The organism is Natrinema sp. DC36, from assembly GCF_020405225.1.
In the GTDB taxonomy this organism is placed as follows: Archaea; Halobacteriota; Halobacteria; order Halobacteriales; family Natrialbaceae; genus Natrinema.
This window is the reverse complement of record NZ_CP084472.1, coordinates 2359830-2376964: the sequence shown is the minus strand read 5'-3', so window position 1 is coordinate 2376964 and position 17135 is coordinate 2359830. Positions and strand designations below refer to the sequence as shown.

The following is a 17135-nucleotide window of genomic DNA, read 5'->3' as shown; positions in this document are numbered from 1 at the left end:
TATCGTCGCGGGCGAGGACCGTTACTCTCGCCCCCCAAAGAGGCGTTCGCGGAGCGACCGGTCGTGGCTGCGCTGGGCGAGCAACACCGAACAGTCGACGGTTTCGGCGATGTCGTCGATCAGCGACTCTCCCACGAGTCGAGTGAGGAGGCCTCGTTCGGTCGCGCCGACGACCACCATCGTCTGCTCTCGAGCGGCGCGCCCGATCGCAGTTCCGGGATCACCGGCTTCGATCTGTAAGGTCGCGTCCGCGAGATCGTGGTCGGTCGCCCACTCTTGGAGGAACGCTTCGGCGTCGGCGGCCGACTCGTCGTCGTCGCGAACGTACAGCAGCGTGACGTCGCTGTCGTACTCGTCGGCGAGCAGCTTGGCGACGGTCGCGCCGAGCTCGGAGTCGGGTCCGCCGGCGGTCGGAACGAGGATGCGCGACGCGTCGAACCCGCGGTTCTTGAGGACCAGGAAGTCACAGGGGAGATCCCCGGTGAGTTCGTCCATCCGTTGTTCCGCACGGCCGTGTGCGTGTGGCCCCCATCCCATCACGACGAGATCCGCATCGTTCGTCCGCGCGGCGTCGAACACTTCGTCGAACGACCGGTGTGAGAGGATCGTTCTCGTTTCGACGTCGACCCCGAACGTCTCGGCGTCCCGTCGAGCCTGCTCGAGGAGCGCACCTGATTCCGAGTCGAGCTTCGCCACGTGGTCGGCACCCTTCTCGAGGGGCGTCTGGTCGGGGACCTGGACGATGTGGGTCGCGACGACGGTGCCGCCTTTCTGTTTGGCGAGCGCGCTGGCGAGCGTAATCAGGTCCGTCTCGTGATCCGGGTTCGCCAGCGGGACCATCACGCGGTAGGTTCCACCGTCGGGTTTGACGCTCGTAGCGGCGGTGACGGCGGGCTCGGGCATTTCGTCGGCCCGGTTGAGGATGTACTCGCTGAGAACGCCCTGCGCTTCCGTTTTATCGCGGGCGTAGAACAGGTACCAGAGCGCGGCGACGACCACGAACAGGCCCGAGAGGGCGATTACCCGCGGATCGATAAACGCGATGAGGGCGAACGAGAGAATCGCGCCGAGTATGGGCGTGAACGGATAGAACGGGACGCGGTAGTCCGGGTCGTACCCCTCGGGCTCGGCCTCGCGCATGACGATCAATGCGACGTTCAGCAAGCCGTAGATGATGAGGTGGAGGACGCTGCCGGCCGTCGAGAGCGTCCTGATGTCGCCGATGAGCAGGAAGAAGATGATGAAGCCGCCGGTCACTGCGATCGACCGGTACGGCGTCCCGAAGCGGGGATGGATCGCGTTGAGGTTCGGACTCACGAGTTTGTTCCGCCCCATCGCGAAGTTGATCCGTGACGACGCGAGGATCGACGCGTTCGCGGACGAGGCCGTTGCGAGCAGGCCGCCGAGCAGGAGCGCGCCGGCACCGATCGGTCCGATGAGCGTGCTGGCGACGTCGACGACCGCCGTGTCGTTGTTTGCCACGAGTTCGGTTTCGACGGCGGCGAGAACGGCGATCAACACGAGCGCGTAGATCACGGTCACGAGGACGACGCTGCCGATGACCGCTCGCGGGAGGTTCCGTCCGGGATCTTTGATCTCCTCGCCGACGGACGTGATCTGGACGAAGCCGAGATAGGAGACGAAGATCAGTCCGGTCACCGGCAACAGGGGCGTGAGTCCCTTCTCCGGTGGGACGATCGGTCGGAGCGTCGAGAGGTCCGCGTTCATCACCCCGAACGCGGTGAAGACGGTCAGAATGCCGACGAGGATCAAAACGATAACGTTCTGGAGGGTTCCGGTCTCCTTCGCGCCGACGTAGTTCACGGTGATGAAGAGCAGTGCCGCACCGATCCCGATCACCTGGGCGGCCGACAGCGAGATGACGTACAGATCCAGCGGCCCGAAGGTAAGGCCGCCCATCCGAACGATGTACTCGCCGAACCCGTAGACGTAAAACGCCGATGCGAACGCTAACCCGATCCAGTTGCCCCAGCCGGCGATGGAGCCGAATAGGGGTCCGAGCGCCCGGTTGACGTAGAAGTACGCGCCGCCGGATTTCGGCATCGCCGTCCCGAGTTCGCTCGCGGAAAACGCCGTCAGTAGTGCGATTCCACCGCCCAGAACGAATGCGACCGCAGCCAGCGGTCCGGCTGATGCGACGGCTTCACCCGGCAGGACGAAGATCCCGGCTCCGATCATCGTCCCGACACCGATCGTCAGCGCGGCCAGCGGGCCGAGGTCCTTCGCCAGTTCTTCGTCACTCATCGTAAGAGAGTTGACCGCCGATCACTGGTCGTCGAACGATCGTCGATGGCGGCCGCAGTCCGGCTGTCGGTCGCCGTAACTGGGGTGTGACCGAACCCGTCAACTGACGTGACTGGTCGGTGCGTCGCGCGAAGTCCATAGCGACTCTTGTGACTCTTCGTATTATAGTTCCCCGATACCGTCCGCCGGCGTGACGGTCTCGAACGGTCTTTCGTGACCGTTTACACCTCGGCGACCCAGACGCGAAACCCTGTCGGGAGATCATACACCTCGAGGAAGGCGTCGTCGACGAACTGGGCGATCCGATTCGAGTCCGCCTTTGCGCTGATCCGGGCGTTGACTCCCTCGGCCTCCTCGGGTCGAATCAGTTCGTCGATCTTGAACGCCGGAAACTCCCCGAGGACGGTCTTTAGCGTCTCCAGCTCCGCGTCGGTGCAGTCGAGGTTGACCGTTCCGTCACCGAACTGGATCCACGGAACGCCCAATTCCGCGGGCGGCACATCGTCCGAATCCTCCTCGGAACCGGGCATCGTCTCCGTCTCGTCACTCCCGTCTGCGTCCGCCTCGAGGACGGCGTTGTCGGCCTCGAACGTCAGAAAGGCGCTCTCGCGCTCTCGATGTGCCGCGATAGCGTCGACGTACAGTTTCCGTCTCTCGGCGGGTTCGGTCGCATCGAAGCGAGTCATAGTCGGACGGACGTGCCCGATTCTTTAAGCCTTTATGCGGGGCCCCTGAACGGAGTCGTATGGCTCAGCCACGAATCCTGATCCTGGGCGCGCCCGGTGCGGGGAAGGGGACCCAGAGTGCAAAGATCACCGACGAGTTCGATGTCGATCACATCACGACCGGTGACGCGCTCCGGAACAACAAGGAGATGGACATCTCCGAGTTGGACACCGAGTACGACACGCCGGGCGAGTACATGGACCGAGGCGAACTCGTCCCCGACGAGGTCGTCAACGCCATCGTCGATGAGGCCCTCTCGCAGGCCGACGGCTTCGTTCTCGACGGCTATCCGCGGAACGTCGAACAGGCCGAGGAACTCGAGGACATGACCGACCTCGATGTCGTTCTCTCTCTCGAGGTCGGCGAGGAGGAACTCGTCCACCGGCTGACCGGCCGACGAATGGATCCCGAAACGGGCGACATCTACCACGTCGAGTACAACCCGGCCGAGGATCCCGAGGTCGAGGAGCGACTCGTCCAGCGCGACGACGACACCGAGGAGACGGTCCGCGAACGGCTCTCCGTGTTCCACGAGAACACCGAGCCCGTTATCGACCATTACGAGGAGGTGGGCGTACTCGAGCGAATTGACGGCGAGCAGGCTCCCGACGCGGTCTGGGAGGACGTGAAGGAAACGATCGAAAACGCAGCGTAATCCTTTCTGACGAAAACGCCTTCGTTACAGAAGAGCGCTCGAGGGTTGAGGACGGCCAACGACGCAGCTATTTGTTCTTCACGTCGAGTTCGTGAACGGCGACGTTCAGATAGGTGATCTGCGGGGGGAGCGGGTACTCATCCGAGTAGGGCTCGATGTTGGCGTCCTTCAGGTTAGGGTCGTGATCGAAGGAGACGGATTTCGATTGTGCACAGGCAGAGTAAGCGACGATCGACCCGTAAAAGTCGCCCCCGCCCTGCATGTGTATCTGATGGTATTCTTTGCATTTCCCATTGTTTTTGACCTCACTATCTTTCCACCAATCTTTCTCCTCAGACGACGCGATGTAGAGAACTCCCTCGAACGCACCCTTGCTCCCAGGGCCCTGGTGAACGCTCATCGTTGACGGGCCGTAAAACTGGATAACCTGCGCGTCGTCGCTACAATCGCTCTTTGCGCAAATATCTCCATCCAGAACTAGGTCGTCGCCGCCGGCGTAGATACGTAAGACGTTTTTCTCGTCAGAATCTTGGTCGACGACACGGATCGAACCGCTATCCCCGAGATTTACGTCATCTCCGACGATTAGCGTTGCATTCCCGTTCGATAAGTCAAACCTGTAATTCTCGTCACCGTCGATTTTGTCGACGAAGTATGTCCCTTCTTCTAGTGGATTCGAATAATTCCCGTTAGAGAGATTTTTATCCACGTTCTTACCGGCTTTAGCATCGGCGACCATCTGCTCGATAACGGTGTCCATTTCCGGCAAGGGCGTTCCCGTCCGGTGATCGTTTCCGAAGTTATCGTGCTTGTCGTAGAAATCGTCCGGATCGTCCGATCCAATAGTCGCGCCCTCATCGAACGCCCCCTCGAGATCGGCGTATCCGAGAAGGACCGTGATCGTCCGGTTCTCGTGATCGATATTCTGGATCGACGTTCCGCCGGCTTCCGTCCGGAAATACCGTTCCCAGCCCCTGTAGTAGTCGCTCTGAATCGTGATCGTGACGGAATCGTTTTTGACGAAACTCACGTGTCGCATGGGATTCGTTTTGGTGTGTTTGACCGAAATCTCACCAGATTCGAGCGACTGCTGTCCGCTGAGTGTCGTAATCGGGAACCACAATGTGTCGTCCTCGGAATTGTAATTGATATTCGGAGCAGAGAGCATTCGAGTCTGATTTCCAGTTTCTCGCCAGACGCCACCCGACTGATAGGAGATGATCGTTCCGTCGTCGCCTTCGTACTCGACGGCCCCCATCGGTTGTCGAGTGACGTTGACCCCACCGCCTCTGATAGTCACCCATCCAGCTTTCGTTTTCGTCACCGCACCTGACTCGCCCGCATCGAACTGAACCGATCGCGACGTATCGTCGCTCGCCGAGACCGTCGACATCGTATGACTGAGCTCGACGAACGCCTGTTCGACTCGATCGTGTTCCGACTGCTGTTCGGCGCTGGACATAACGTCACCAGCGACGAGCAGTATTCCGACACTGACCGTCGCGACCATCCCGATCAGGATGACGAGGCTGAGTACCGCCGACTGCCCGCGATTCGAAGTGACGGTTACGCGTCCCTCGCCTCGAGAATTCATTAGAAGAAGATTGTCAACATTACTTATAAATTGTTCGACTGATCAAACGCTTCAATTCCGTTTAATACCGCTTAGAGAGCGAATACGGGTGGCAGACGACGATCATCGCCTATCATCTTTCGGTTCGTCGTATCCGGACCGGTGAGGACTACCGTTCGATCCGACGCGGCCTCGTCGCTATCGAAGAAAAACACTTGTATATCGGACCCACCCTAGCACAAACCAGATGACGCGTACAGCCGACAAGATCGACGCCCTCGTCCGCGAGGATTCCTCGATGGCGGCCGCCCTCGAGGCGATCCGCGATGAAGCCGACAGGAACGGCGGCGAGGTCCAGTGGGCCGACGTCAGCGACGACCTGACGAGCGGACAGTGGGGGCGACTGATCGAGAAAGGTGTGTTAGTCGACGGCGACCAGGGGTTCGAGATCGCCGATCGTGAGGCCTACGATCGGGCACTCGACGGCGATGGCGACGGCGGAAGCGGTGCCGCAACCGACGTCGACATCGACGAGGAGGAATCAAGCTGGTCACAGTGGGACAAGCTGGCCGGCGTGGGGGCGATCCTGTTGATGCCAGGGTACTGGTTCGACTCGATTCAGAACGTCGTCGGGAACGCCGTCAACGTCTTTCTCGGACCGCTCGATGCGGCGTTACCGTTCTACGCCGTAATCCTCTCGGTCGCGCTGCTCACCGGCCTCTACTCGTCGCTGCTCCAGGCGAACCTGATGAACACGGAGATCATGGGCAAATATCAGGAGCGGATGAAGGCCGTCCAGAACGAACAGAAGGAGCTCCGCCAGAAGAAGAAAGACGCCGAGGACCGCGGCGCGAGCGAAGCCGAAATCGAACGCATCGAAAACGAGATCGAGAAGGCCCGCGAAGAGCAGATGGAAGCCATGGCGGACAATCTGGGCATGTTCAAAGAGCAGTTCCGCCCGATGGTCTGGATCATGCTGTTGACGATCCCGCTGTTCCTCTGGATGTACTGGACGATCCGGACGGGCGCTATCGGAGCGGCAGAGGAGACCGTCGTGATGCCCCTCGTCGGCGAGATCGAGTGGCAAGAAGGTGTACTCGGACCGATGCAGGCGTGGATCGTCTGGTACTTCCTGTGCTCGATGGGGTTCTCCCAGCTGATTCGCAAGTCGCTGAACATCGATATGTCGCCGTCGAGCGCCTGAGCTGACCCGTCGACTAACATTTCTTCTCGGTCGTTTTGGACCGGATCGACCGGTCTCGCGCATTCAAAACCCATTTCACCTGCCCCCTCGCAGATCGACTATGTTACTCACCGTCTCCGGCCCGCCGGGAAGCGGGAAGAGCACGACCGCCGGGTTGCTCGCCGACGCCTTCGATCTCGACCACGTCAGCGGCGGTGACATCTTCCGCGACCTGGCCGACGAACGCGGCTACACCCCCCTCGAGTTCAACAAACTCGCCGAGGAGAACGACGAGATCGACCGCGATCTCGATCGGCGGCTACGAGAGATCGCCGTCGAGGAGACCGATCTGGTGCTCGAGTCCCGGCTCGCCGGCTGGCTGGCCGGCGACCAGGCCGACTTCCGCTTCTGGCTCGATGCACCGGCGCGGGTCCGGGGCGAACGCATCGCCGAGCGCGAGGAGAAAGACCCCGTCCGCGCGACCGAGGAGACGAAGGCCCGCGAGGCCAGCGAGGCCCAGCGCTACGAGGAGTACTACGGGATCGACATCCGGGATCTGACGATCTACGACCTCTCGGTGAACACGGCCCGCTGGGAACCCGACGCCGTCCTCGATATGCTCGTGACCGCCGTCGAACGCTACGACGCCGCCGGCGACGAGGGGAAAGCGCTCGTCGACCTCGAAACCGACTTCTGATGACGCTCCGTGGCCCACCGGGCGAGCGCTCGCCCGCCGAGTTGCTCACCTTCGGCGTCGTCAATCTCGACAAGCCGCCCGGCCCGTCATCACACCAGGTCAGCGGCTGGCTGCGCGACGCCGTCGACGAGACGCTGGCTGAGCGCGGCGTCGAGTCGCGAATCGATCGCGCCGCCCACGCGGGGACGCTCGATCCGAAAGTGACCGGCTGTCTCCCGATGATGCTCGGCGACGCGACCCGGCTCGCACAGGTCTTTCTCGAGGGGGGCAAGGAGTACGTCGCCGTTCTCGAGTGTCACGCGCCCGTTCCGGCCGACGCCGAGTCGGTCGTCGCCGAGTTCGAGGGGCCGATCTATCAGAAGCCGCCGCGCAAGAGCGCGGTGACCCGACGCCTGCGCGTGCGAGAGATCTACGAGCTCGAGGTGCTCGAGATCGAGGACCGGCGGCTCCTCGTGCGAATGCGCTGTGAGAGCGGAACCTACGTCCGCAAATTGTGCCACGACCTCGGACTGGCGCTGGGAACGGGCGCGCACATGGGGCACCTGCGCCGGACGGCGACGGATCCGTTCGACGATCGGACGCTCCACAGTGCCCACGACTTCCTCGACGCGCTGGGCTTCTGGCTCGAAGACGACGATCCCGAACCGCTGTACGACGTCGTCGAGCCCGCAGAACGCATGCTCGAGGGGATCCCGAGCGTGGTGATCGCCCGGAACGCGGCCCGCGAGGTGGCCGAGGGCGCGCCGGTTTACGCACCGGGCGTGCTCGAGGCCGACGACGGAATCGATCGGGGAGCGCTTGTGGCCTGCTACACGCCCGACGGTGCGGCGGTGTGTCTCGGTGAACTGGCTGGCGATGTCGACGCTGAGAGTGGTGTTGTAGTCGATCTCGAGCGCGTGCTGGTCTGAGTGGGTTCGACCGAGTGGTGGCGGAAACCCGTGTTGGAGCGGTCGCGAAACGACACTCTTAAGCGGCAGACGGGCATCGATTCAGGTACGGGACCGTGGGGTAGTGGTATCCTCTGCGGATGGGGTCCGTAGGACCCGAGTTCAATTCTCGGCGGTCCCACTCGAAATTATCTAAGTGTTCAACTCTTAGCGTCTCGTCCCCTCGAGACGGCCGAAAATCCAATTCTCGGTTTCAGTATATTACCACGTAGTCGACAGACTACCGAGAGGTGGTCGGCGTGACGGTCGCGCCCTGGCCGTCGGTCGACAACTCGACCTGTCGTAACTGCGGAGCCCATATCACCGACCGGTTCCGTCGCGTCTTCGGTGACGATGACGATCGCGCCCATCGCTGTGGTGACTGCGATACCTACGCGCGACTGAGCCGCGGTTCTGCAGCTGGCGTCGACGTTTCGATTCCGGACCCTGAAACGGCGCCCGGTCGTCACGGTGGTGAGGCTGATGTGTAGCTGGTTCGTTCCGGCGAATCAGCTTACGATGTCGAGAGTCGGACGCCCATAGCCCATCCCGCCAATCAAGCGACTGACGAGGACGTTCAGCGGGCGCTCGAGAACCGAGAGGTTCGCGCCGACGGCGGATACTCCTCGAGCGGTACTGACCGCTCTATTCAGTTACGTTGTATGGTTCTGGAGAAAGGGCCAACCGTGGGCAACGCGTCGGCTTCAACCAGAACCAGTACTCTATCGGCTCATCATGGCAATAAATACCAATGGAAATGTCCGCAAGCAATTGATCAGCTAGTAGATCTTGTTTCATTTAGTCGATCACTACAACCGGACACTGACCGCGAGGATGGTGATTCTCGATGAATCGCCTCGTCGAATCCGACGAATGCGAGCGCTGCGGTGACCGCGTTGATGCGCTTCGTCGGCTGTGCCCGGACTGTACGCGCGCAGTTCGCAAATGCACGAGAGGGGCCGCTATGAGTTCTCGAGCGTCAGAACTCGAGAGTTTGACGGGCAGCGACGACGCGCTCGAGGGCGAGATCGTCTAGGCGTCCCATCAGGTCTTCGAGCGCGACGACCGCACGCTCGAGCAGCGCCGAGAGATCCCCGAGACACTCTCGACTCGAGCGGTGTCGGTCGAAGTCGAGACTGACATCGCTGTCACTTCTGATTGAATTTTCGCCTCGAGAAACGCTGGCGAAGAGCCAGCGTCGGGCCCCCACCCCCATAGGTGGTGTGTCAAGTGGGTGACTGTGAGATCGAGTTTGACAATGTGACTTTCAGGTCGGAACGATCTCAGGGGTCCAGCGAGGGTCCGTTTGTCTCGAAGTCGGACAGATTCTGTCGGGCAACGACTGAATCCTTCCCCCGCCACCTGCACCTTTGAATTACGTAGAAATAATCTTGTTGGTGGTGTGATACCTATCGAAACAATCAATAACAATATCCGAAAGGAATCAATTGCCTCCGAGCACCCTCTCCCCCACCTATTCGGAGGCATCCCCCACCTGCCGTTCTATCAAAAAATGGTATCGATCGCGATTTTTGAATGTTCGGTCCCGCGCTGATCGTCACTACCGTGCCACCGGAGCAGCGGGAGATCGATCGAGCGGACCAGCTTGCCTTTGAGGATCGGACAGCCAGAGTGCCGTGCGGCCGGGAAACGACAAACAGTCCCAGCCGTGGCGAGCACGAACAGCGGTGTGAGCGCGCTGTCAATCAGGTCTATGCTCTCTTCACGCTGTACCGCGCTTGGCACCGAGTTTGATGGAGGCGAAGTGCCAGACGACTGGTCGTCATCCTCTCCTGTCGAAACGGTCGGGAAACCAGGGTTCACCGAACGTTCTACCAAGGCGGGTTGCCGCCGATGCATGGCACTGAACGAACTCAGACGCTTGGACCAGCATTCGCTCGGGATCACTCTACCGAAAGATGATCTTCGGGTCGAGGGGCCTGGACGAACACGAGGATCTCGAGGGAGAACACCACCTCCACATCCGCCACATCGGTGACGGTGAATGGACGGTCGAACTCGTCAAGGGGGGTCGACGCGTGATCGACGATCTACTCGGGAGGCCAGACGAGAACAACGCCGGGAACTCGAGGCGGAAGCGAGGAAGCTGACGACTTCGAGCATGCCCGAAAAATTGCAGGACTCGATACGTCCGAGATAGGGATGGTCAAAAAATGCTAATGATTAGCTGATTACCGAAATATGATTTCAGGTTTCAGAGATGATGTTCTCGCTACCTTCGTCGTTAACTGCGATGATGTTGGAATCAGCCACGCAGCCAAACTCATCTCCAACATTACTGCCGCTCTCGCTAGGGTGATCAGAACAGTAAACTTCTTGCGTACTGTCTCCAATGGACTGAATCGTCACTGTCTTCGTGAGAGTATTGTTGCCGCTGTAGCCGTCGTCGACACTCACTCCAGCTTGTGCGGGCGCGCTCTGATTCCCGCCCATGTCAAGTACGAACGCCGCGATCACGGCCGCGAGAATGACTGTAATCGCAACCATGAGGATCACGCCAATGACTGGTGATACCGCTCGTTCGTCGTCGCTTCCGATCAGCTTCGATCTGTATTGCTTCAAATCCATGTTTATCACAGCACCGCTGTGAACGGTCGGAAAGGTTATGCGCGGTGGTCTGGAACCACTTTTCGCGCGTAGGGGATTGGAACTTCACAGCCAACCCGACGCGCCTTCTTACCGTTCCGCTTGGTGCGTACAACCAGCAGGCTCCCCCTCCCATATATAGTTAAAGGTTCGTGAAACTCCCGACAATTGATAAGGCTTTCAGAACTGAGAATCAGCGGGTCCTATCTACGTTACAGCGGAGACTTGAAGCCGTCCTGTCTTGCGATTTGCTTCTTTTCTGCAGAAACGATACGAATTTGACTATTCGGGAATAGACATTGCTATGCAGTGGAACGAACCGGTAATCGCCGAACGCGACCTCGCGCGCACCTGCAACGGGGTGCCTACGAGGACCCGGTGGCTGCCGTCTTAGATTATCACGCTGTGATGCGGTACGTGAGCGATCACCAAACAAGGGCTCGAGTGCGATCGTGACCGCGCTCGAGCACGAATTTCATCACGAAGACCCACAGTCACCGACGGAGTTCGTTCGTGTACACTCCGAGCGTGAATATCGCTCCGATGATAAAGAGGAAGAAAAAGTCTCTGAAGGCGACCCCGATCAGGGAGACCTGGAGACCGATAATCATGTTCATGATGTCGTTCTGGCGGTCAGCAGTATCACTCATACCGATAGCTGTTAGTTACAGCCATATGAACTGTTCTACTTGACGGCATTCGCTCGAGCGGGTCGGACTCATCACGGAGACGGTCGCTCCACGATTTCGGAGATGTGAGTACACGAGCCGCATCTGAGCCACAACGAATCCACAATCCCACACTATCCTTCGCTACGAAACAGCAGTAGTTTTAAGATACTATAAGTCAACAATCAGAATGGAAGCGACGCTCCATCCGCCGCAGGGGGCTGCGCCGAAATGCCCCGGGTGTCATAGCACCCGAGACGTGCTTCCAAATCCCTATCGGGGATTCACAAGCATGATTCCGTACATTCTACCGGGATATAAACGTCCCGCCCGACGGACGCGTGTACCGACTCGAGCAACCGCAACACCCACTACAGCCAGCCTCACGACCCGATCCGGTGATCCCGATGGCCGATGAGAGCAGCGGCAAAGGCGGAAGTTCGCGCTCGCATCCGGACTGTCCGCGCTGTGGCGAGCCGGTCGCGACGCTGACGGTCATCGGACCGGAGGACGGCTACGTCGGCCCCTGTGGCTGTCACATGCCGCCCGAAATGCTCCCCAACCCGGGTCTCGGGGAGTAACACCGACTCGAGGCGACGGGCTCGAACAACACCCGTCGCTCGCGGTGATTTATGGTGATCTCGGACGCGACGAGTTGAACGCGACGCGCGACCGAATCCCAGCGAGTAGCTCTCGATTCGGGCGCTGTACTCGAACTCGCTGGCGCTGAGGGAGTCCGAGACGTCGATATCGAACTCGCCTTCGTCCGTGTTCGACTCACGGCCGCCGAATCCCGCCCGTCGAACGATCGCTCGAGCGGCCGCCGAGTTCGGTCGTCTGACGCGCGTCTGCCGCCTGGCTGCCAGCCGTCAGTAAAGGATCGAGGGAATTATTGCGATCCTCGTTGCCGGCCGTGATATGTCAGCAACGATTCCGACCAGCATCAGGGTGGTACAGGGGGTGGCGGCACACGAGGGGACCGATCCGACGGATCTCGAGCCGCCGTTGCACGCGGTCATCGATACGGACGCGCTCGACGCGCTGTTTCGTCCGGCCGAGGACCCGAACGCGGTCGCGTCATCGGTCGAGTTCACGTACCGGGGGAAACACGTGTCCGTCGATAGCGCGGGTCGCGTCGATGTGACGGAGACCGACGCCGACCGAAGCGGGTCGACCGGGACCGGTTCGGACCGGTAGTCGACGAGTCCGATCGGTGACGCCCGTCGATCGCCGCGTCTCGAGTCAGCCGTCCACGGTAACGGCGGCCGTCGACGGCGTGAACATGTGCTCGTCGAGATAGCCCCAGTCGTCGAAGGTGCCGGGGCCGGATTCCGAGGAGAAGCCGTAGAACTCCCGCGGCGCGTCGTAGTTCATGACGCTCGTGTAACTCCGGAAGCTGTATCTGGCGGAGTCGATCCCGTCGAAGTCGGTGTTCGACAGCCCGAGCGAGTGGCCCAGTTCGTGCATCACGGTCGATCCGGTGTGGTCGTCGCCCCACTGGGCTTCGACCATCATCGTTCCGAGGCCCGCCATCCCGATAACGTTCCCTCGCTCCGTATCGCCGGCGACGTTCTCGACGATGGCCAGATAGTGATACCCCTCTCCCGCCCGGTCGAAGTACCGGGACCGATACTCGGTCAGCTGGCCGACGTCGGTCGACGATTCCCGGGGAATCGTGCCGCTGTAGACGACGTGCAGGTCCGCACCGGACGATCCGTCGGGGTTCGCGAGCGGCGCGGTGTCGAACTCGTCGACGACCCGCTCGATCTCGGCGCGCTCGAGGTCGACCCCTTCCATCCGGTTGAGTTCGACGTAAATGTCGGTTCGAAGCGGGTCGGCGTCGGGATACAGGTCCTGTCGGTGGACCTCCGCGCCGTCCCCGAGCCCGTCGCCGTCCGTGTCCGACTCGAGCGGATCCGTCCCGTACTCGGTGACTTCCGCGCCGTCGTCGAGTCCGTCACCGTCCGTATCGGCCGCGGTCGGATCGGTGTCGTACTCGCCGATCTCGGGGCCGTCCGCGAGCCCGTCGCCGTCCGTATCCGCCGCGAGCGGATCCGTCCCGTACGTCTCGAGTTCGTCGGGATCGGACAGCCCGTCGTCGTCGGAATCGGTCGTCAACGGATTCGTCCCGTGCTGGTGGACTTCCGTCCCGTCGTCGATACCGTCGCCGTCAGTGTCCGCCTCGAGCGGGTCCGTCTCGTAGTCGCGAACTTCCGGGCCGTCGTCCAGACCGTCTCCGTCGGTGTCCGCCACAGCGGGGTCGGTCTCGTAGTCGCGAATCTCCGCGCCGTCGTCGAGTCCGTCGCTGTCAGTATCCGCCTCGAGCGGATCCGTCCCGTGGTCGTGCACCTCCGTTCCGTCCGCGAGCCCGTCACCGTCCGAATCCGCGACGGTCGGGTCGGTCCCGTGTCGCTTTTCTGCGCCGTCGTCGAGTCCGTCACCGTCGGTGTCGTCGTCGAACGGGGCGGTTCCATCGCGGAGTTCCACCAGCATCGGCTCTCCGTCCCCGTCGGGATCGACGACCGTCGCTCCGGCGACGACTCCCGTCGTCAACAGCCCGACGACGAGAACCAGAACGGTGAACAGCCGAGGAAGTCGCATTTCCTGAACGTCTCGAACGGAAGAATAATTAGATTGTGGCTATTCACGAGCGGAACCGATCCGTGTCCCTGTCGATTCGAGACCGATGGGACGCAACCCACCGTCCGTTTCACTTTCACCGTGCTGTCCAAACCCTCTTACACGCCGGTCCCGGAGACGACGGTAATGGACGGGAACGAGCGCCTCGAGTTGCCGGTCGCCGACGACGCCCTCCCTTTCGATCCCGCCGCTGTGACGATCGAGGACGGCGACGTCTTCGACCTCCTCGAGCCGGCGGTCCAGGAGTGGTGGCTCGCGGAGTTCGGCGAGTTCGTTCCCGAGAACGACGGCTTCTTCACCCCGCCACAGCGGGGCGCGATCCCGAAGATTCACGACGGGACGAACACCTTAGTCTGTGCGCCGACTGGCAGCGGCAAGACCCAGGCCAGCTTCTGTGCGATCATCAACGAACTGTTCAAGCGCGAGAAGAGGGACGGGCTCAAAAACTCGGTCTACTGCCTCTACGTCTCCCCGCTCAAGTCCCTCGCGAACGACATTCACCGCAATCTCGAGGTTCCCCTCGAGGGAATCGAGGAGATCGTCGCCGAGCGCGACGGCGACGAGTCGATGGGCGAGATCCGCCACGCCATTCGCCACGGCGACACCTCCTCGAGCGACCGCCAGAAGATGCTCGCGGAGACGCCCCACATTCTCAACACGACTCCCGAGACGCTCGCGATCCTCCTCAATTCGCCCAAGTTCCGCGAGAAGCTCCGTACCGTCGAGTACGTCATCGTCGACGAGATCCACTCGCTGGCGGCGGGCAAGCGAGGGACGCACCTCTCGGTGAGCCTCGAGCGACTCGAGGCGATGGCCGCGGGCGACATCACCAGGATCGGCTGTTCCGCGACGATCGAGCCGCTGGATCGCGTGGCGGAGTTTCTGGTCGGCTGCGAGGAATCCGGCGGCGACGAGTCGGGACGCGATCGGGATTCGGACGGCGATTTTCGCAGCCCGACCGCACCGCCCGCGGACCACGCGAGCGGTGAGGGGCCCGATCGAAGTGACCGCCCCGACGATTCGAACGAGAGTGAGAGTGAACGCCCCGGACGTAAGCGGGAGACTGGCACGGAGACGGAGACCGAAGCGACCCGCGAGCCCCGCGACTACGAGATCGTCGACGCCCGCTTCGCCCGCGAGTTCGATCTCCAGCTCGAGTGCCCGACGGACGACCTGATCAACACGCCCCGCGAGGTCGTCCAGGAGCGATTCTATCGGATGCTCCACGACCACGTTCAGGGACACACGAACACACTCGTTTTCACCAACACGCGCTCGGGCGCGGAACGTGTCCTCCACAACCTCCGGGAGCGATTCGACGCCTACGACGAGGAGAACTCGGGCTGTCACCACGGGAGCCTCTCGAAGGAGGTCCGACAGGACATCGAGGGTCGGCTGAAAGACGGCGACCTCGACGTGGTCACCTCCTCGACGAGCCTCGAGCTGGGGATCGACATGCCCCACGTCGATCTAGTCGTGCAGGTCGGCTCGCCCAAGTCCGTCGCCGCCTTGCTCCAGCGGGTCGGGCGGGCGGGCCACCGCGTCGGCCAGACCGTCACCGGCCGAGTGATCGCCCTCGACCGGGACGAACTCATCGAGTGTGCGGTCATGCTCAAAACGGCCGCGGAGGGGTTCGTCGACTCCGTGTCGATCCCCGAGAACGCCCAGGACGTGGCCGCCCAGCACGTCTACGGGATGGCGATCGCCGAAATCAGACCCGAGTCCGAACTGAAAGCGATCCTCCGGCGCGCGTATCCCTACCGCAACTACTCCGAAGCCGAGTACGAGTCCCTCATGCGATACCTGACGGCGGAATACGCCGGCCTCGAGGATCGTAACGTCTACGCGAAGGTCTGGCGCGACGAAAACGACCCGCCCGACGGCGAACACCACTACGAGGAGTACCCGGTCGGCGAGCGGTTGATCGGCAAGCGCGGCCGCCTCGCGCGGGTCATCTACATGACCAACATCGGGACGATTCCGGATTCCTTCACCTGCGATGTCAAGACGCGCGCGGGCGACGAGTGGGTCGGCCAGCTGGACGAGTCCTACCTCGACACCCTCGAGAAAGGCGACGTCTTCGTCCTCGGTGGCGATCACTTCGAGTACAGCTATCGGCGCGGTTCCAAGGTCTACGTCGACCGCACGAGCGCCCGGCCGACCGTCCCCTCGTGGTACTCCGAGCGGCTGCCGCTTTCCTACGACCTGGGCTGTGAGATCCTCGACTTTCAGGGCGAACTCCTCGCACACTACGAGGACGGCGGCCCCCCGCGGGTCCGCGCGTGGCTCCGGGAGTTCCCGCTGGACGACGACAGCGTCCGCGCGATCGCCCGCCTGTTCGAGTACCAGTGCCGGTACGCCGGCGCGGCGAGCGTCAGCACGCCCGACCGGCTCGCGATCGAGGTCGTCCGGGACCGCGAGGAGTACGAACGCCACTACTACGTCCACTCGAATTACGGCCGCAAGGTCAACGACGGGCTCTCGCGCCTGTTCGCGTACCGCTGTGCGCAGGAGGCGACGGCCAACGTCCGCGTGGCGGTCGCGGACAACGGCTTCGTCCTCTCGATGCCGCTCAACCGAAAAGTCGACATCGAGGGCGTCATCGACGACCTCGAGCCCGACGACGTCCGTGCGGATCTCCGGGCGTCACTGTCGGGAACCGACCTCCTCCAGCGGTACTTCCGGATCAACGCGACCCGATCGCTGATGATCCTCAAGCGCTACAAGGGCTACGAGAAGTCCGCGAGCGAACAGCAGGTCTCGAGCGAGATGCTGCTGGGGTTCGCCGAGGAACTCGAGAACTTCGCCGTGATCGAGGAGACCTACCGCGAGATCCTCGAGGACAAGCTGAACGTCGCCGAGATCGAGGGCATCGTCGACGCGATCGACGCGGGCGAGCTCGCGGTTTCCCGGCAGCTTCTCGATTCACCGACGCCGCGGGCGTTCGGTCTCGCGACGCTCTCGGCCAGCGACGTCGTCCTCGCCGAGGACGAGAGCGCCGCGCTCCAGTCGTTTCACGATCGCGTTCTCGCGGAGATCGGCGAGGAGTCGTTGGCGGGGCTGTCGACGGGGCCGGAGAGCGAGTAACGGAGACTGCATTACCAACGGTAGGTCTCTCCCAAACAGACTTTGTGTTGGAAACTGAAATGGTGGTGTATCACCGATGACGCGCCAGACAATTCCACACGCAGGGAC

General features: G+C 61.9%; 18 protein-coding genes and 1 tRNA gene. 11 read left to right on the top strand and 8 right to left on the bottom strand.

Features of this window, described 5'->3' with window-relative positions; all coding sequences use genetic code 11:
• Positions 1 to 21 precede the first annotated feature (21 nt).
• Together LDH74_RS12340 and LDH74_RS12335 are read right to left on the bottom strand one after the other, a co-directional pair.
• Positions 22 to 2265: an amino acid permease gene (locus LDH74_RS12340; protein WP_226039025.1), complete on the bottom strand. Its 2244-nt coding sequence runs from the start codon at positions 2263 to 2265 to the stop codon at positions 22 to 24.
• A 221-nt stretch (positions 2266 to 2486) separates the two neighbouring features.
• A complete protein-coding gene (locus tag LDH74_RS12335) occupies positions 2487 to 2951 on the bottom strand; it encodes a hypothetical protein (protein ID WP_226039024.1) in 465 nt (154 codons plus the stop codon).
• A 59-nt stretch (positions 2952 to 3010) separates the two neighbouring features.
• On the opposite strand from LDH74_RS12335, the gene LDH74_RS12330 reads away from it, so the two are divergent.
• Complete coding sequence (locus LDH74_RS12330) at positions 3011 to 3646, top strand: adenylate kinase (protein ID WP_226039023.1); 636 nt, start codon at positions 3011 to 3013, stop codon at positions 3644 to 3646.
• 67 nt (positions 3647 to 3713) lie between these two features.
• Here the strand turns inward: LDH74_RS12330 and LDH74_RS12325 are convergent, their stop codons facing one another.
• Positions 3714 to 4814 (bottom strand): hypothetical protein, encoded by a 1101-nt coding sequence (locus LDH74_RS12325; RefSeq protein ID WP_226039022.1) that lies wholly within the window; start codon positions 4812 to 4814, stop codon positions 3714 to 3716.
• 228 nt (positions 4815 to 5042) lie between these two features.
• On the opposite strand from LDH74_RS12325, the gene LDH74_RS12320 reads away from it, so the two are divergent.
• The 6 genes from LDH74_RS12320 (at position 5043) to LDH74_RS12295 (ending at position 8516) form a co-directional block, all read left to right on the top strand.
• Positions 5043 to 5243, top strand: a complete 201-nt coding sequence (locus tag LDH74_RS12320) for a hypothetical protein (RefSeq protein WP_226039021.1) — start codon at positions 5043 to 5045, stop codon at positions 5241 to 5243.
• Between the two features lie 223 nt (positions 5244 to 5466).
• Positions 5467 to 6423, top strand: coding sequence for a DUF106 domain-containing protein (locus LDH74_RS12315; protein ID WP_226039020.1), 957 nt, complete (start codon positions 5467 to 5469; stop codon positions 6421 to 6423).
• Between the two features lie 100 nt (positions 6424 to 6523).
• Positions 6524 to 7099 carry a (d)CMP kinase gene (cmk, locus tag LDH74_RS12310; RefSeq protein ID WP_226039019.1) on the top strand — a complete coding sequence of 192 codons (576 nt, stop codon included), beginning with the start codon at positions 6524 to 6526 and terminating at the stop codon, positions 7097 to 7099.
• Positions 7099 to 8007 carry an RNA-guided pseudouridylation complex pseudouridine synthase subunit Cbf5 gene (locus LDH74_RS12305; protein ID WP_226039018.1) on the top strand — a complete coding sequence of 303 codons (909 nt, stop codon included), beginning with the start codon at positions 7099 to 7101 and terminating at the stop codon, positions 8005 to 8007. The genes cmk and LDH74_RS12305 overlap by 1 nt, the downstream gene beginning before the upstream one ends.
• An 89-nt stretch (positions 8008 to 8096) precedes the next feature.
• A tRNA-Pro gene (locus tag LDH74_RS12300) sits at positions 8097 to 8167 on the top strand.
• A 109-nt stretch (positions 8168 to 8276) separates the two neighbouring features.
• Positions 8277 to 8516: a hypothetical protein gene (locus LDH74_RS12295; RefSeq protein WP_226039017.1), complete on the top strand. Its 240-nt coding sequence runs from the start codon at positions 8277 to 8279 to the stop codon at positions 8514 to 8516.
• A 488-nt stretch (positions 8517 to 9004) separates the two neighbouring features.
• Here LDH74_RS12295 and LDH74_RS12290 read toward each other — a convergent pair whose 3' ends face one another.
• Together LDH74_RS12290 and LDH74_RS12285 are read right to left on the bottom strand one after the other, a co-directional pair.
• Complete coding sequence (locus LDH74_RS12290; protein WP_226042589.1) at positions 9005 to 9241, bottom strand: hypothetical protein; 237 nt, start codon at positions 9239 to 9241, stop codon at positions 9005 to 9007.
• 290 nt (positions 9242 to 9531) lie between these two features.
• Complete coding sequence (locus tag LDH74_RS12285) at positions 9532 to 9885, bottom strand: hypothetical protein (protein WP_226042588.1); 354 nt, start codon at positions 9883 to 9885, stop codon at positions 9532 to 9534.
• A gap of 59 nt (positions 9886 to 9944) precedes the next feature.
• Between LDH74_RS12285 and LDH74_RS12280 the strand changes: the two genes are divergently transcribed.
• Positions 9945 to 10136, top strand: coding sequence for a hypothetical protein (locus LDH74_RS12280; protein WP_226042587.1), 192 nt, complete (start codon positions 9945 to 9947; stop codon positions 10134 to 10136).
• 97 nt (positions 10137 to 10233) lie between these two features.
• Here LDH74_RS12280 and LDH74_RS12275 read toward each other — a convergent pair whose 3' ends face one another.
• Entirely contained in the window at positions 10234 to 10614 is a 381-nt protein-coding gene (locus LDH74_RS12275) for a type IV pilin N-terminal domain-containing protein (RefSeq protein ID WP_226039016.1), read from the bottom strand.
• Positions 10615 to 11126: 512 nt separating this feature from the next.
• The gene (locus tag LDH74_RS12270) at positions 11127 to 11282 is read right to left on the bottom strand and encodes a hypothetical protein (protein ID WP_226039015.1); all 156 of its coding nucleotides are present in this window, start codon (positions 11280 to 11282) and stop codon (positions 11127 to 11129) included.
• A gap of 425 nt (positions 11283 to 11707) precedes the next feature.
• Between LDH74_RS12270 and LDH74_RS12265 the strand changes: the two genes are divergently transcribed.
• Both LDH74_RS12265 and LDH74_RS12260 read left to right on the top strand, forming a co-directional pair.
• Complete coding sequence (locus tag LDH74_RS12265; RefSeq protein WP_226039014.1) at positions 11708 to 11881, top strand: hypothetical protein; 174 nt, start codon at positions 11708 to 11710, stop codon at positions 11879 to 11881.
• A 337-nt stretch (positions 11882 to 12218) separates the two neighbouring features.
• Complete coding sequence (locus tag LDH74_RS12260; RefSeq protein WP_226039013.1) at positions 12219 to 12497, top strand: HalOD1 output domain-containing protein; 279 nt, start codon at positions 12219 to 12221, stop codon at positions 12495 to 12497.
• Positions 12498 to 12542: 45 nt separating this feature from the next.
• Here the strand turns inward: LDH74_RS12260 and LDH74_RS12255 are convergent, their stop codons facing one another.
• On the bottom strand, positions 12543 to 13901 hold the full coding sequence (locus LDH74_RS12255; protein WP_226039012.1) for a hypothetical protein: 1359 nt from the start codon (positions 13899 to 13901) through the stop codon (positions 12543 to 12545).
• A gap of 165 nt (positions 13902 to 14066) precedes the next feature.
• On the opposite strand from LDH74_RS12255, the gene LDH74_RS12250 reads away from it, so the two are divergent.
• Entirely contained in the window at positions 14067 to 17027 is a 2961-nt protein-coding gene (locus LDH74_RS12250; RefSeq protein WP_226039011.1) for an ATP-dependent helicase, read from the top strand.
• Positions 17028 to 17135 lie beyond the last annotated feature (108 nt).